Annotated in this window: 13 protein-coding genes; 10 read left to right on the top strand and 3 right to left on the bottom strand. The window is 71.8% G+C overall.

The features are described from left to right. The first annotated feature begins 1 nt into the window (after nt 1). The 10 genes from M1D46_RS00875 to M1D46_RS00830 all read left to right on the top strand — a co-directional run bounded on the left by M1D46_RS00875 (nt 2) and on the right by M1D46_RS00830 (nt 12128). Nucleotides 2–838 (top strand): carbohydrate ABC transporter permease, encoded by an 837-nt coding sequence (locus tag M1D46_RS00875; RefSeq protein ID WP_271173004.1) that lies wholly within the window; start codon nt 2–4, stop codon nt 836–838. Beyond that, nucleotides 835–2964, top strand: coding sequence for a glycoside hydrolase family 3 N-terminal domain-containing protein (locus M1D46_RS00870; protein ID WP_456286291.1), 2130 nt, complete (start codon nt 835–837; stop codon nt 2962–2964). The genes M1D46_RS00875 and M1D46_RS00870 overlap by 4 nt, the downstream gene beginning before the upstream one ends. Continuing rightward, complete coding sequence (locus M1D46_RS00865; RefSeq protein WP_456286290.1) at nt 2961–5543, top strand: hypothetical protein; 2583 nt, start codon at nt 2961–2963, stop codon at nt 5541–5543. The genes M1D46_RS00870 and M1D46_RS00865 overlap by 4 nt, the downstream gene beginning before the upstream one ends. Nucleotides 5544–5642: 99 nt before the next feature. Next, on the top strand, nt 5643–6437 hold the full coding sequence (locus M1D46_RS00860) for a TIM barrel protein (RefSeq protein WP_456286289.1): 795 nt from the start codon (nt 5643–5645) through the stop codon (nt 6435–6437). Further along, on the top strand, nt 6434–7999 hold the full coding sequence (locus M1D46_RS00855; protein ID WP_456286288.1) for a GMC oxidoreductase: 1566 nt from the start codon (nt 6434–6436) through the stop codon (nt 7997–7999). The genes M1D46_RS00860 and M1D46_RS00855 overlap by 4 nt, the downstream gene beginning before the upstream one ends. Nucleotides 8000–8099: 100 nt before the next feature. Next, the gene (locus M1D46_RS00850) at nt 8100–8498 is read left to right on the top strand and encodes a C-glycoside deglycosidase beta subunit domain-containing protein (protein ID WP_271172998.1); all 399 of its coding nucleotides are present in this window, start codon (nt 8100–8102) and stop codon (nt 8496–8498) included. After that, complete coding sequence (locus tag M1D46_RS00845) at nt 8495–9601, top strand: sugar phosphate isomerase/epimerase family protein (RefSeq protein ID WP_421075129.1); 1107 nt, start codon at nt 8495–8497, stop codon at nt 9599–9601. Before M1D46_RS00850 ends, M1D46_RS00845 begins: the two co-directional genes overlap by 4 nt. After that, nucleotides 9598–10632, top strand: a complete 1035-nt coding sequence (locus tag M1D46_RS00840; RefSeq protein ID WP_324013669.1) for a sugar phosphate isomerase/epimerase family protein — start codon at nt 9598–9600, stop codon at nt 10630–10632. The genes M1D46_RS00845 and M1D46_RS00840 overlap by 4 nt, the downstream gene beginning before the upstream one ends. 11 nt (nt 10633–10643) lie before the next feature. Next, on the top strand, nt 10644–11075 hold the full coding sequence (locus M1D46_RS00835) for a C-glycoside deglycosidase beta subunit domain-containing protein (protein WP_324013671.1): 432 nt from the start codon (nt 10644–10646) through the stop codon (nt 11073–11075). Between the two features lie 51 nt (nt 11076–11126). Beyond that, nucleotides 11127–12128 carry a sugar phosphate isomerase/epimerase family protein gene (locus M1D46_RS00830; protein ID WP_271172994.1) on the top strand — a complete coding sequence of 334 codons (1002 nt, stop codon included), beginning with the start codon at nt 11127–11129 and terminating at the stop codon, nt 12126–12128. Nucleotides 12129–12395: 267 nt separating this feature from the next. Here the strand turns inward: M1D46_RS00830 and M1D46_RS00825 are convergent, their stop codons facing one another. From M1D46_RS00825 to M1D46_RS00815, 3 genes are read right to left on the bottom strand one after another with little or no spacing between them, the layout of a single operon-like run. Then, nucleotides 12396–13772, bottom strand: a complete 1377-nt coding sequence (locus M1D46_RS00825) for a restriction endonuclease subunit R (protein WP_456286287.1) — start codon at nt 13770–13772, stop codon at nt 12396–12398. Beyond that, nucleotides 13769–13912 carry a hypothetical protein gene (locus M1D46_RS00820; RefSeq protein ID WP_456286286.1) on the bottom strand — a complete coding sequence of 48 codons (144 nt, stop codon included), beginning with the start codon at nt 13910–13912 and terminating at the stop codon, nt 13769–13771. The genes M1D46_RS00825 and M1D46_RS00820 overlap by 4 nt, the downstream gene beginning before the upstream one ends. Next, a complete protein-coding gene (locus M1D46_RS00815; protein ID WP_456286285.1) occupies nt 13909–14652 on the bottom strand; it encodes a ThuA domain-containing protein in 744 nt (247 codons plus the stop codon). The genes M1D46_RS00820 and M1D46_RS00815 overlap by 4 nt, the downstream gene beginning before the upstream one ends. Nucleotides 14653–14706 lie beyond the last annotated feature (54 nt).

Here is a 14706-nt window from a genome sequence, read left to right as displayed (position 1 = left end):
CATGTTCCGCTACACGAAGCTCACCGCGGTCCGCGAGGTGCTCATCTGGGTGCTCGCGCTCGTGTTCCTGCTGCCGTTCTTCTTCCTCGTCTCCACCGCGCTGAAGACCGACGAGGAGGTCTTCCGCTCCTCGCCGCTCGCGCTCCCCGAGGCGCCGCAGCTCGCCAACTTCGTCGACCTGTTCGCTGCGCAGGGGCAGGGCAACATCCTCGCCGGGCTCGTGAACTCGGTCGTCCTCACCCTCGGGGCGATTCTCGGCCTCGTGCTGCTCGGCTCGCTGACCGGGTACGTCATCATGCGCTCGACGCAGCGGTGGACGAAGGGCGCCTACTACCTCTTCCTCATCGCGATCATCCTGCCCGCGCAGCTCGGCACCGTGCCCCTGTACATCGGGGCGCGCGCGATCGGGCTCACCGGCTCGCTGTGGGGGATGATCATCCTCTACACGGGGATGATGCTGCCGCTCGCGATCTTCCTCTACGCGGGATTCTTCCGCGGCCTCGGCACGGAGTACGAGGAGGCCGCCGCGATCGACGGCGCCACCCGGACGCAGATCTTCTTCCGGATCGTGCTCCCGCTCATGGCCCCCGCGACCGGCACGGTCGCCATCCTCACGGGTCTCATCGTGTGGAACGACTTCATGACCGCGCTCATCTTCCTCGGCGGATCCGACGCGCAGACCCTGCCGGTCGCGATGTACTACTTCATCGGATCGCTCGTGTCGCAGTGGAACAAGATCTTCGCGATCGTGCTCGTCTCGATGATCCCGATCCTCGCGTTCTACCTCGTCGCGCAGAAGAAGTTCATCCAGGGCTTCGCGGGCGGTCTCAAGGGATGAGCGCCCGCGTCGAGGCACTGCTCGCTCGCCTCAGCTGGGAGCAGAAGCTCGCCCAGATGCAGATCGTGTGGCGTCGGGATCTCGGCGAGGCGACCGCGCTCGCACGGCGCGGCATCGGCGCGCTCTTCTGGCCCGCATCGGCACGCGAGACCAATCAGCTTCAGCGCGCGGCCGTCGAGTCCGGCGGCGTCCCGCTGCTCATCGCGCTCGACGTCGTGCACGGTCAGCGCACGATCTTCCCCACTCCGCTCGCGCAGGCCGCGTCGTTCGACCGCGCCGTCGCCGCCGCGGACGCCCGCGTCTCGGCCCGCGAGGCGCGCTCGGGCGGCGTGAACTGGACCTACTCCCCGATGGTCGATGTGACCCGAGACCCCCGGTGGGGCCGCGTGGTCGAGGGCTTCGGCGAGGACGCGCTCCTCACCTCGACGCTCGGCGCCGTCAAGGCGCGCGCCTACCGCGCGGAGGGTGTCGCGGCCTGCCTCAAGCACTTCGCGGCCTACGGGGCCGCGGAGGCCGGACGCGACTACAACACCGCCGACGTCTCCCGGCGACGCCTGCGCGACGTGTACCTCGAGCCCTTCCGCGCGGGAGCGCACGCCGGCGCGGATACGGTCATGGCGGCGTTCACCTCCCTCAACGGGCGCCCGATGCACGCCAATGCGCCGCTGCTCACCGGGGTGCTCAAGGGCGAGTGGGGGTTCGAGGGCCTCGTCGTGGGCGACGCCGAGGGGGTCGCCCAGCTCGTCGCCCACGGCGTCGCCGAGACCGAGAAGGACGCGATCCGCCAGGCGATCGAGGCGGGCGTCGACATCGTCATGGGGGGAGCGGAGCTCGTCGACGCGAGGGGCGCCGCCCTGCTCGCGCCCGGCGAGGTCGACGCGGACCGCGTCGACGACGCCGTGCGCCGCATCCTGTCGCTCAAGGAGCGGCTCGGGCTCCTCGACGATCCGTTCGTCCGAGAGGAGGCGGAGATCCTCGCGCCGACCGAGGAGTCGCTCGCCGCCGCGCGGTCGGCCGCCGAGCGCTGCATCGTGCTCCTGCGGAACGAGGGCGCACTGCCCCTCGCGCCGCGGGGACGCGTCCTCGTCACGGGGCCGTACGCCCGGAGCCTCGATCACCTGGGCGCATGGGTGCAGCACTTCGCCGCGCCGGCGACATCGACCCTCGCGGACGCGCTCGCCGCGGAGCTCCCGGAGGTCGACTGGGTCGAGGCGGCCGGCTCTGGCTTCCTCTCCGGCTCCGACGAGGACATCGCCGAGGCGGTCTCGCGCGCAGCCGATGCCGACCTCGTCATCGTGGCGGCGGGTGAGCCGAGCCGGCTCTCGGGCGAAGCCGCGTCGCGGGCGGACATCGCGCTCCCGGCCGCGCAGACGCGGCTCATCCACGCCCTCGCCGACGCCGGTGCCCGTGTCGTCGTGGCGCTGCACACGGGGCGGCCCCTGGTCGTCGAGGACTGGATCGAGCGCGTCGACGCGGTGCTGTGCACCTGGCACCTCGGCACGCAGGCGGCACCAGCCATCGCGGGCGCCCTCTCCGGACGCGTGAACCCGGGCGGCCGGCTGCCGATGACGTTCCCGCGGGCCGTCGGGCAGATCCCGATCCATCACGACCACGAGCGCACGGGACGATCCGCGCGGACCGGGGGCGAACTCCTCGACCCCGCGGCGGTCGATGACGAGACCATCCTCGGCCCCAACAACACCGACGACCACTACACGTCGAAGTTCCTCGATCTGCCGCTCGGCCCGCGGTTCGCGTTCGGCCACGGGCTGTCCTACACGACCTTCGCCCTCGACGATCTGGAGGCCGTCCGCGACGACGGCGGATGGCTCGTGTCGGTGCGCGTCCGGAACACCGGCGTGCACGACGGCGATGACGTCGTCCTGCTCTTCGCGAGCGACGAGTGCGCGAGCGTCGCTCAGCCGGTCCGCCGTCTGCGCGGCTTCGAGCGCGTCGCCGTCCCCTCCGGAGGCGCGGCGCGCGTCGCCTTCCGGCTCGAGGCGTCCGACCTGGGCTTCTGGACCGACGACGAGCGGTTCGTCATCGAGCCAGGGGGCTTCGAGCTCGCCGTGGAGGACGGCATGTCCGCCGTGCGGACGCGGATCGTGCTCGAGGAGGCCTCATGACGCTCCCGCAGCTCCGCGACGTCGTCGACGGCGTCGTCCCGAACGCGATCATGCCGCTGTTCTGGCAGAAGGGCGGCCCGGTCGAGACGATCGTCGAGGAGGCGCACCGCATCGCCGACGCGGGGATCGGCGCGGTCATCCTCGAGGCGCGGCCGCACCCGGAGTTCCTGGGCGACGGATGGTGGCGCGACGTCGACGCCGTGCTCGAGGTGGCGCGCGAGCGGGGGCTCAGGGTCTGGTTCTTCGACGACGACACGTTCCCGACCGGCCATGCGGCGGGCGCCCTCGAAGGCGCACCCGCCGAGCGGCGCCGCCGGTTCCTCACCGAGCGGCACACCGACGCGGTCGGGCCCGCCCGCGGAGCGTCATTCATCGTCGACCGGCGGAAGTTCTTCGGCCCCGAGGCGGGGTGGGATCCAGGCCAGCTCGTCCGCGTGGTCGCCTACCGGCGCGAGGAGGGCGGCGAGGCGCTCATCGGAGAGCCGATCGACCTCACCGAGCGCATCGCCGACGGCCGCGTCTTCTGGGACGTGCCGGAAGGGCACTGGCGGGTGTTCTTCGTGTCGGTCGTGTCCGACGGGGCGAGCGAGCGGCATCGCGACCACCTCTCCTACCTCGACGCCGATGCGACGCGCCTGCTCCTCGACACCGTGCACGAGGCCATCCACGCGCGATACGCCGACGACTTCGGGGGCGTCATCGCGGGCTTCTTCACCGACGAGCCCGGGTTCTACAACGACCGCGAGACGTTCGACTTCACCTCGACGGTCGGCAAGCCGGGCGTCGTCCTGCCGTGGCACCCCGACCTGGGCCTCGATCCGCTCGCCGCGCCCCTGCTGTGGTGGGACGGCGATGGGGCGACGCGGACGCGCCTGGCGTACATGGACGCCCTCACGCGCCTCTACGAGCGCAGCTTCGCGCGGCCCGTCGGGGAGTGGTGCCGTGCGCACGGCGTCGAGCACATCGGCCACGTCGTCGAGGACAACGGCGCGCACATGCGACTCGGCCCCGGCGCCGGCCACTACTTCCGCGCGATGGCCGGGCAGGACATGGCGGGCGTGGACGTCATCGGCGCGCAGGTCGTGCCGGGGTTCGGCCGAGGGCCGCTTGCGAACATGGCCGGCGCGGGCGACGGCGAGTTCTTCCAGTTCGGTCTCGCGAAGCTCGCGTCGTCGGCCGCGCACATCGACCCGCTCAAGCGCGGTCGCTCGATGTGCGAGGCATTCGGCGCGTACGGCTGGTCGTTCGGCCTGCGGCATCAGGCGTGGGTGACATCCCACCTCCTCGTCCGCGGCGTGACGCACATCGTGCCGCACGCGTACTCGCCGGCCGAGTACCCCGACCTCGACTGCCCGCCGCACTTCTTCGCGCGTGGACGGAATCCCCAGTACCGCCACCAGGCGGTGCTGAGCGCGTACACGAACCGGGTGAGCCACCTTCTCTCGGGCGGGCGGCACATCGCGCCCGCCGCGGTGCTGTACCCCGCCGAGGCCGACTGGCTCGGGCGGGCGATGCCGGCGGAGCGCCCCGTCCGCCTGCTCGCGGAGGCGCAGATCGACGCCGACATCGTGCCCGCCGACGCGCTCCACGATGCGGTCGTCGCGGATGGCGCGCTGCGGGTCCACGAGGAGGCCTACGACGTGCTCGTCGTCCCGGGCAGCGCGCTGCTGCCCGATTCGACGGCGCGGACACTGCAGCGGCTCGCACAGGACGGCCTCCCTGTGCTCTTCGTCGACGAGGTGCCGGCGGTCGCGGACGGCGACACGCGCCTTCTGCAGAGCGCCTTCGCGCCCGTCGCGCAGGCGGGGCTCGCGGCCGCCGTCGCCGAGCGCACCGCGCGCGCCGTGCGCGCCTCCGCGCCTGCCCCCGAGCTCCGCGTGCACCGTGTCGACCAGGGCGCCGCCGATGTCGTCATGCTCATGAACGAGGGCGTCCGCGCCGCGCTCCCGGTGCGCGTCGCGGTTCCGCGCGGCGGCGAGGCGGTCTCCGTCGACCCGTGGACGGGGGCGCTCCGCGCGGTCGCGCACGAGGGCGGAGCGGACGAGGTCGCGATCGACGTGACGCTCGCCCCGGGGGAGACGGCGCTCCTCATCGTGGGCGATCCCGCCGCGTGGGCCGGGATGCCCGTCGCGCCGCTGCGCGAGCGCGCCACGCCATCGCCCGTCCCGGGGCCCTGGCGCATCGAGACGGCCTCGGCTCTCGCCTACCCCGCCTTCGAGGCGTGGCGGAGCATCGACGACCTCGTCCCGCTCGACCGGCCGGGGCTCCTGCCCCGCTTCAGCGGGACCATCCGCTACACGACCCGCGTCCTCGGGCACGCGCCATCCGCGCCCGCCGTGATCGACCTCGGCGAAGTCCACGAGGTCGCGCAGGTGTTCGTGAACGGGGCCGATCTCGGCGTGCGGGTCGCGCCGCCCTACCGCTACGACGTGCCGGCGGGCGTCCTCACGGGCGACGACGAGCTCGTCGTCGAGGTCGTGAACACACTCGCGAAGGAGCAGCCCGACTTCTTCTCGGCATGGGCCGCGCAGGAGCCGACCGGCCTGCTCGGACCCGTCGTGATCGAGGGGGCCCGATGAGCACCCGCCGATTCGAGGACGGCCGGATCGTCGAGCGCGGGGGCGGCGCCTCCGTGCATGCCGTCCACGACCACCCGATGTTCTGATCCAGGAGGACCGATGTACCAGCTCGCACCGAATATCGAACTGCTCTTCACCGAGGCCGGCGACTACCCGGAGCGCGTGCGCGCGGCGGCGGCGGCCGGGTTCGACGCCGTCGAGATGTGGGGCCCGACCGGGGTCGACGCGCCTGCGAAGCCCAAGGACATCCCGGCTCTCCGCGCCGCGCTCGAGGAGACGGGGACGCAGCTGACCGCGCAGCTCGCCGAGCCGCGCACGCAGTTCATGATCCCGCCGTGGGACCACTCGGAGTTCTTCCGCAAGCTCGACGAGGGCGTCGAGATCGCGCGTGCGCTCGGATGCCCGCGCATCGTCGTGGGCAGCGGGACGGGCTTCGGCGGCTGGAAGCGGCAGGTCCAGCTCGACAAGCTCATCGAGATCTACCGGACGGCGATCGCGCAGATCGACGGGTCGGGCGTCACGCTCGTGCTCGAGCCGGTGAACGTGCGCGTCGACCACCCCGGCTCGCTGCTCGACCGCACCTCCGAGGCCGCCTACGTCGCGCGCGGCGTCGACTCGCCCGCGTTCGGCGTCCTCTACGACATCTACCACTCGGCCGTCGAGGGCGAGGACATGGCGGCGGAGCTCGCGGGTGCGGGCGACCTCGTGAAGTACGTCCAGCTCGCCGACGCCCCCGGACGCGGCGAGCCGGGAACGGGCGAGCTCGACTGGGAGGAGCGCCTCGGCATCCTGCGCACGTCGGGGTACGACGGCCCGATCGGACTCGAGTACTACCCGACGGTCGAGTCGTCCGCATCGGTGCGGCGCATCGTCGAAGCGGCGGCCCGCGCATGAGCCGCTACCCGAACGAGGTCGACGTCGTCATCGTCGGCTCGGGGCCCACGGGCGCCGCCTACGCGCGGATCCTCTCCGAGCGCGCGCCGGGGGCGCGGATCGCCATGCTCGAGGTGGGGCCGACCGTGTCGGACCCGCCCGGCGCGCACGTCAAGAACATCGTCGACGACGCCGAGCGCGCCCGCGCGCAGGTGCGCTCGCAGGGCCCCGCGGCGGAGACCGCCACCGTCACGAACCCGGGCGCGGTCAAGGCGGGGCAGCGGCGCGCCCGCGCCGGCACCTACCTGCTCGATGACGGCTACGCCCAGGACGGCGAGGACGGCCTCCCGGTGGCCGCGTTCTCGAGCAACGTCGGGGGCATGGGGGCCCACTGGACCGCCGCGTGCCCGCGCCCCGGCGACAGCGAGCGCATCGGCTTCCTGGACGAGGACGGCGCCCTCGACGAGCTGCTGTCGGAGGGCGAGCGCCTCCTGGGCGTCACCTCCGACGCCTTCGACGCCGCGCCGTTCTCCGGGCTCGTCCGCGAGCGCCTGGCCGCTGAGGTCGACGCCGAGCGGCCAGCGGACCGCCGCGTGCAGCGGATGCCGCTGGCCGTGCACCGTCGCGACGACGGGCGCCTCGTGTGGTCGGGTTCCGACGTCGTCTTCGGCGACGTCACGCGCGCGAACCGCGGGTTCTCGCTCCACGACGAGTCGCTCGTCACGCGCGTGCTCGTCGCCGACGGCCGCGCGTCGGGTGTCGAGGTCCGCGACCTCCGCGACGGGCAGACGCATCGGATCGCCGCCCGGTTCGTCGTCGTCGCGGCCGACGCGCTGCGGACGCCCCAGGTGCTCTGGGCGTCCGGCATCCGCCCCGAGGCCCTCGGCCGCTACCTCAACGACCAGGCGCAGATCGTCTTCGCGTCGCGTCTGCGCGACGTCGAGGCGCCCGCGACCCGGGAGGGCGGCGACGGCGCTCTCAGCGAGACGAGCGGCGTGAGCTGGGTGCCGTTCACCGACGACCTGCCCTTCCACGGTCAGATCATGCAGCTCGACGCGTCGCCCATCCCGCTCGCCGATGACGACCCTGTGGTGCCGGGCTCGATCGTCGGGCTCGGGCTCTTCTGCGCGAAGGACCTGCAGGCCTCCGACCGGGTCGCGTTCGACGACTCCCGGGCCGACGCGTACGGGATGCCGGCCATGCGCATCCACTACACCCTCACCGATCGCGACCGCGCGGTCATCGAGCGCGCGAAGCGCGAGATCGTCCGACTCGGGAAGGCCGTCGGGGAGCCGCTCGACGACCGCCCCTTCGTCATGCCGCTCGGGTCGTCTCTGCACTACCAGGGCACGGTGCGGATGGGCGCGGCGGACGACGGCGCCTCCGTGTGCGACCCGCACAGCGAGGTCTGGGGCGTGCCGGGGCTCTTCGTCGCCGGCAACGGCGTCATCCCGACGGCCACGGCGTGCAATCCGACGCTGACCGCGGTGGCGCTCGCGGTGCGCGGCGCGCGCCGCATCGCGGAGAGGCTCAGCCCCCAGACGGCATCCGAGCAGGTCTCGGGAGCCGTGACCGCAGGCTGAGACCGCCGTGAGGGGCTCCGGGCCCCACCAGGCCTTGACTTAGGTAGAAAAGAAGCATTAGTCTGACGGAAGTCAGACAAAGACGTCTTGGAGGACATCCGTGATCCCCGATCGCATCATCGAGCCCGGCACGCTCAGGACCGACGGCGCGCGCGTCGCGGTCGACGTGCGCATCCCCTGGTACCGCGCATTGCCCGCGTCGTGCATCGCCGGCGCCACGCTCACGGTCGACGGCGTCGAGGCGCCGGCCGACTCGCTGCGCTGGCGTCTCAACGGCGAGGAGCGCACCTTCGCCGACATGGTCGACGACACCGAGAGCTGGTGGTTCCCCGTCGACTCCGCCGTGCTCTCCGGCGACCTCCCGGTGCCCGCGGACGACGCGGAGCACCGCGTCGAGGTGGGCCTCACCCTCTACATCCCGTACATCATCATCGGCGACGACGAGACCCTCCACATCGAGGAGCGCGACGCCAAGACCATGAAGGCGGCAGCCGCATGACGAACCTCGGCGCGCCCATCCAGGGCGTCACCCTCTACAGCTTCACGCGCGCGTTCCACGGCCGCGAGTACGACCTCGAAGGGCTCATCCGCAAGGTCGCAGCCGAAGGCTACGGCCCCGGTCTCGAGATCATCGGCTTCTCGAGCTTCCGCGGCTTCCCGGAGGTCGACGACGCGTTCGCGGGCCGCTTCCGGGATCTCGTCGCCGAGACCGGCCTCGTCACGACCTCGCTCGCGATCAACGCCGACATCGGCATCCACCGCGACCGCCTGCTCGACCAGGACGAGCTCATCGCGTACATGCGGAGGCAGATCCTCGCCGCCGCCAAGCTCGGCTTCCCGATCGCGCGCGTGCAGATCTCGATCACGCCCGACTCGATGGAGGCGCTCGCTCCCATCGCCGAGGAGCACGGCGTGACGCTCGCGCTCGAGGTGCACGCGGACCAGTACGCCTCCCATCCGCGCATCCTCGCCCTGCGCGACCGCTACGAGAAGGTCGGCTCGCCGTTCCTCGGGTTCACGATGGACTGGGGCGCCACCGTGACCGGCTTCGCGCCGTCGCTCATCGAGGCGTACCGCCGTCGCGGCGCATCGGAGGAGCTGCTCGGCGAGGTCGTCGACCTGTGGAGCGCGTTCTACGAGCAGGGGCCGCCTGCCGACCAGGCCGAGCACGGACAGCGCTTCGGGCGCTTCATCGGCCTCGCGGCCCAGCACGGGCAGCCCGAGTTCGGCATCGACTTCGGCATCAACGGCACGGGCCTGTTCGGCCCTGCCCGCGTCGACGACTGGCTCGAGATCATGCCGTGGATCAAGCACGTGCACGGCAAGTTCTTCGGCATCGACGAGAACGGCGAGGAGCCGTCGGTTCCCGTCCGCGATCTCGTGACGCTCCTCGTCGAGAACGGCTACAACGGCGCGATCTCGAGCGAGTACGAGGGCTGGCACTGGAACCACTGGCAGTCGCCCTTCGAGATCATCGCGGGCGAGCAGGCCGTGCAGCGCTCCGCGGCGGAGGCCGCGGGCAGCCGCATGGTGACGGAGGCCGCGCAGGCACGGACCCAGCTGGCAGCGTGGCTGCCTCGAACGGAAGGAGTGAGCGCATGACGAGCGAGGGCATCGCCGGCACCGGCATCCGCCTCGGAACCACCCTGTACTCGATGACGAGCGAGTTCGCCGCCGGGCTGTACACGCCCGAGACGCTGATCGCCGCCGTCGCCGAGAACGGCATCGGGCCGGGTGTGGAGTTCAACATCGCGCAGCTCCTGCGCACCTACCCGGATGTCGACGCCGAGTTCACGAGGCTCTGGTTCGACACGCTCGAGAAGCACGAGCTCGAGCCGAGCGCGGTCGGGACGAACCTCGACATGGGCCGCCGCAAGGATCGCGACATGACCCCCGACGAGGAGTTCGACTTCTTCTCGCGGCAGCTCGCCACGGCGAACACGCTCGGATTCCGGAGGATCGTCATCCGCTCGGCCGGCAAGGAGCTGCTGCGTCGCCTCCTGCCGCTCGCGGAGAAGTACGACCAGCGCCTGGGCTACGAGATCCACGCACCGCAGGGCCCCAACGATCCGAAGATCCTCGAGATCCGCGCGATGTACGAGGAGCTCGGATCCGAGCGCCTCGGGTTCACGGCCGACTTCTCATCGACCATGCACAGCCTGTCGCCGACGCTCCTGCGCACGCTGCGGACGATGGGCATGCCCGAGAAGTACTTCCCGGTCATGGACGAGATCTGGCGGAAGCCGCTGCCCATGCACGTGCGCAATCAGGAGTTCGAGGACTTCCTCACCGCGGAGGGCTTCGACTTCCTCCGGTTCGGGCCCTTCACGCGCCTCGCCTTCAACATGCACGGACTCGTGCCGCCCGAGGAGTGGCTCGACATCATGCCGCAGATCTTCCACGTGCATGCGAAGTTCTACGACATCGGGGCGGACGGCGAGGAGCCGGCCATGGACATCCCCCGCATCGTGCGCCAGTTCGTCGAGGGCGGCTACGAGGGCTTCCTGTCCAGCGAGTGGGAGGGCCACGCGTTCTCCGACCTCGGCGAGGCCGACCCGATCGACCTCGTCCGGAAGCAGCACGCGCTCATGCGCCGCGCGATCGAGGAATCCGTCGCGGCGGCGACGGTCTAGGAGGAGACGACATGGCCACTCACAACTCCCTGTTCTCGGAGAAGGACGTCACGCGCCGCGACGACGGCATCGCCGTCTCGATCCAGCTGCCGTGGTACCGCAGCCTCTGGCTGTCTGCCGTCGACGACGTCGACGTCACCGTCAACGGCGTCGTGATCCCCAAGGAGACGCTGCGCTTCGAGCTGCAGGGGCGCTCGTACACCGTGGCGGAGCTGCCCGACCAGTGGGACACCCTCTGGTTCGTCGCCGACCGTCCTGAGATCGTCATCCCGCTCGAGGGTGTCCTCGACGGCGGGGTGCCTGCCGCGGGGGAGCGCATCACCGTCGAGGTCGTGCTGACCATGCGCCTGCTCTACATGCAGATCGCGCCGGGGGTCGACGGCGGGCCCGGGCGGTATGTGACCAACCGCGTGCCGGTCGAGCGCGAGCTCGTGCTGGCCTGACCACCGGTCCGCGAGTAAGTTGTAATCAACGACAATCGGGAGGAGTTCGCGATGGCGCGACCGATCACGCTGTTCACGGGCCAGTGGGCCGACCTGCCGTTCGAGGAGGTGTGCCGCCTCGCGGGGGAGTGGGGCTACGACGGCCTCGAGATCGCCTGCTGGGGCGACCACCTGGATCCGTGGCGCTGGGATGACGACGCCTACGTCCAGGGCAAGCTCGACACGCTCGAGCGCCACGGGCTGAAGGTGTGGACGATCTCGAATCACCTCAAGGGCCAGGCGGTCTGCGACGACCCGATCGACCAGCGCCACCGCGACATCCTCCCGGACGTCGTCTGGGGCGACGGAGATCCTGAGGGCGTGCGCCAGCGGGCGGCCGAGGAGATGAAGAACACTGCGCGCCTCGCGGCGAAGCTCGGCGTGAAGACCGTCACGGGCTTCACGGGGTCGTCCATCTGGAAGTACGTCGCGATGTTCCCGCCGGCGAGCGACGAGATGATCGCGGCCGGCTACCAGGACTTCGCCGACCGGTGGAACCCCATCATCGACGTGTTCGAGGAGGTCGGCGTCCGCTTCGCGCTCGAGGTGCATCCGTCGGAGATCGCCTACGACTACTGGACGGCCAAGGCGACGCTCGAGGCGATCGGGCACCGACCGGGCTTCGGGATCAACTTCGATCCGTCGCACTTCATGTGGCAGCAGCTCGACCCGGTGGCGTTCGTGCTCGACTTCGCCGACCACATCTTCCACGTCCACGTGAAGGAGTCGGTGACGAACCTCGACGGACGCAACGGCGTGCTCGGGTCGCACCTGCCGTGGGCGAACCCGCGGCGCGGCTGGACGTTCGTGTCGACGGGCCACGGCGCCGTGCCCTGGGAGCCGTTGTTCCGCGCACTCAACGCGATCGGCTACGACGGCCCGACGAGCGTCGAGTGGGAGGACGCGGGCATGGATCGTCTGCAGGGCGCTCCCGAGGCGCTCGCGTTCGTGCGCAAGCTCAACGCCATCACGCCGCCCGCTGCGTCGTTCGACGCGGCGTTCTCGACGAAGTAGCGCCCGCAGAGAGCCGCCCCGGAGCCCGTCATGGGCTCCGGGGCGGCTCTCTGCGCGGGGAGCGCGCGGCTTCCCGGTCGCTGAGCGAGCGAAGCGGGTCGGTTGTGCTCGGTGCTTTCCGGTCGTTGAGCGAGCGGAGCGAGTCGAAACGACGTGAGCCGTCGTCGGGAGCGTTCCCGAGGGCTGGTCGCGGCGTTTCGTCTCGCTCGTTCCTCGCTCGCTCAACGGCCGGTGGCGGGCTGCTCGACGACCGGTGAAGGGGCTCGCTCAACGACCGGGGGATGGTGCGCCCAGCGCCTCGCGCGCGAGCGCGAGGTGGGCGCGGGTCGTCTCGGTCGGGTCGTCGTCGAGCCACTCGTGCCCGCCCCATTCGCTGCAGAGCGTGCCGCGGAAGTCCGATCCGCGCAGCAGCGTCCCGAGGTCGCGGATGGGCGCGCTGACCCGGCCGTCGTCGTCCTCGAGGTCCCAGTACTTGAGGTGGAAGGCGCCGACGAGCGGCAGGATGGGGCGGAGCACGGCGGCCTCGGACCGGCCGAACCGCACGATGAGGTTCATGAAGAGGGTCCGCAGCTCGGGCGGCACCTCGCCCGCGTGCAGGGCCGCCGTCACCGCCGCCGAGGTGCCCGGGTCGCGCCACTCCTCGCGGAGCCGCGCGTGCAGGGCGGGCGGCAGCGCCGACATCCGCTCGAGGTAGGTCCTCGGGAGCGCGGGCATGAGCATGCTGATGTCCACGAGGAGGCGCACGTGCGGGTCGTCGATCGCGGCGACCACGTCGACCGCGGCGGCCTCGCGCTCGGGCGTCTGGTGCCCCTGCATCTCCTCGTAGAGCGTGAGGTCGAGCTCCTGCAGGGTCGGCAGGAGCCGGCGCAGCAGCCCCTCACCGGCCTGCCCGATCGGCAGCCGCACGCCCTCGGCGCCGAGGGCGTGCGCCGCGTGCAGCTGCGGCAGCAGGAAGGCGAGCCGCTCGTCGTCCGATCGGCGCCCGCCGTCGCCGGTCCAGTCGTCGATGCTCGCCCCGGCGATGCTGACGCGTCCGCCCACATCCGCGATGCGCGTGCCGAGCCCTGTCGCCTCGTCAGCGGATGGCGCGGGGAACGATCGGAGGGACTGCCCGAGCTCGACCTCGAGGACATCGGCCGTACCCTCGGCGGCGATCGCGACGGCGATGTCGGGCGCCGAGCGCTCGGCGCGGATGACCTCGGGCGTCCAGTTGAAGGCGCTCGCGGCGAGCGTCCATCGGCCCGCGGCCGCGGCCGTCCGCTCCGGCGCGCGCGGCGCCGCGGCGGGGGAGGGAGCGGACGGCGCCGCATCGAGTTCGAGCACCCGCCGCGCGCGGAGCGGCAGCACGAGCGGATGGCCGGGGGCGCCCGGGAGATAGGGGATGAGGAGCGAGAACGCGACCTCGACGTCGTGACGGCCGTCGGCAAGCGGCCCCGGAGCCACCACCTCGACGCGGTCCTGCAGGAACCACCACTCCGGATGGCCCTCGCGCACCCGTGCGCCGACCGGCTCTCCGTCGACCGAGACCGCGAGGTCCTGAAGCGATGACAGAGGGAGCGAGCGGATCCACGGCAGCGACAGGCGCAGGGCGAACCCCTCCCGATCCGAGACGAGCGCGTCGTCGCGGAGCACGGGGAGCGTCATGCGCCGCTCTTCTGCGTCGCGGGCTCGCCCGCCGCGACCCACTCGTCGAACATGCGGCGCACCATCGGCTCGAGCGTCGTCGGCCACCAGTCGCCGCCCTCGACGGGCTCGCCCAGATCCTCGGGCGTGGGGATGGTCACCTCCCCCGTCGCCGCCCACTCGGCGGCTCGCGGGAAGAGCGCGCGGAACGCGGGGTGCCCGATCGCCGCGACGTCGTGGCCGATGCCGATCGAGGCCGAGCGGCCTGCGCCGTACTCGACCGTCCAGGCGACGGGGTGCTCCTCGCCCATGCCCGGCAGCGCGCGCCACTGGGCGGGCACCTGGGTGTAGCGCAGCGGTTGTCCCAGCCGGTGAGCAGGATCGTCTTCCGCACGCCCTCGGGCCAGCGCAGGCCGACGTAGAGGTCGTCGCCGTAGTGCGGGAACTCGGCGGGCCATCCATCCGTGATGGGGTGCGCCTCGGCCGTGCGGAGGAGGAAGTCGTTGTTCGGCGCCCGCCGCGAGGTGTCCTCGCGCATCACGCCGCCGAGGAGGCGCTCGTACTCCGGATGCCAGCCGACGCCTCCCGCGAGGGTCGGGTGGTAGGCGACGAGGCCCTTGCCCGAGGCGACGAAGTCGAACAGCGCGCGCTCCGTCTCCTCGCCGAAGCGCTCCTCGGGCACGTCGCGCCAGGGGTCGCGCCGCCCGTAGTAGTTGAGGACGACGAGATCGTATGGGCGCAGCGTCTCGGCGGTCGCGCCCCGGAACTCCTCGGAGACCCGGACATCGAAGCGCCCGGTCGACTCCAGCAGCGCGACGAGGGCCGGAGTGGTCTTCCGCCAGTCGTGGTGGACGTCGGTCATCCCGGTGACGATGAGCGTGCGGATGGGCTTCGGGGTCATGACACTCCTTCGTGTGACTTAGACCCAGAAGATACACACTTCCGTCGTTTTTCG

Source organism: Microbacterium sp. JZ70, assembly GCF_053903225.1.
Note: the sequence above shows the minus strand (reverse complement) of the source record. Positions and strands in the feature narration are given on the sequence as shown.

Coding starts and splice junctions, on each gene's coding strand:
- M1D46_RS00815 (WP_456286285.1), bottom strand. CDS start 14,652: ATGACCCCGAAGCCCATCCGCACGCTCATCGTCACCGGGATGACCGAC.
- M1D46_RS00835 (WP_324013671.1), top strand. CDS start 10,644: ATGGCCACTCACAACTCCCTGTTCTCGGAGAAGGACGTCACGCGCCGC.
- M1D46_RS00830 (WP_271172994.1), top strand. CDS start 11,127: ATGGCGCGACCGATCACGCTGTTCACGGGCCAGTGGGCCGACCTGCCG.
- M1D46_RS00865 (WP_456286290.1), top strand. CDS start 2,961: ATGACGCTCCCGCAGCTCCGCGACGTCGTCGACGGCGTCGTCCCGAAC.
- M1D46_RS00845 (WP_421075129.1), top strand. CDS start 8,495: ATGACGAACCTCGGCGCGCCCATCCAGGGCGTCACCCTCTACAGCTTC.
- M1D46_RS00855 (WP_456286288.1), top strand. CDS start 6,434: ATGAGCCGCTACCCGAACGAGGTCGACGTCGTCATCGTCGGCTCGGGG.
- M1D46_RS00825 (WP_456286287.1), bottom strand. CDS start 13,772: ATGACGCTCCCCGTGCTCCGCGACGACGCGCTCGTCTCGGATCGGGAG.
- M1D46_RS00870 (WP_456286291.1), top strand. CDS start 835: ATGAGCGCCCGCGTCGAGGCACTGCTCGCTCGCCTCAGCTGGGAGCAG.
- M1D46_RS00860 (WP_456286289.1), top strand. CDS start 5,643: ATGTACCAGCTCGCACCGAATATCGAACTGCTCTTCACCGAGGCCGGC.
- M1D46_RS00875 (WP_271173004.1), top strand. CDS start 2: ATGTTCCGCTACACGAAGCTCACCGCGGTCCGCGAGGTGCTCATCTGG.
- M1D46_RS00840 (WP_324013669.1), top strand. CDS start 9,598: ATGACGAGCGAGGGCATCGCCGGCACCGGCATCCGCCTCGGAACCACC.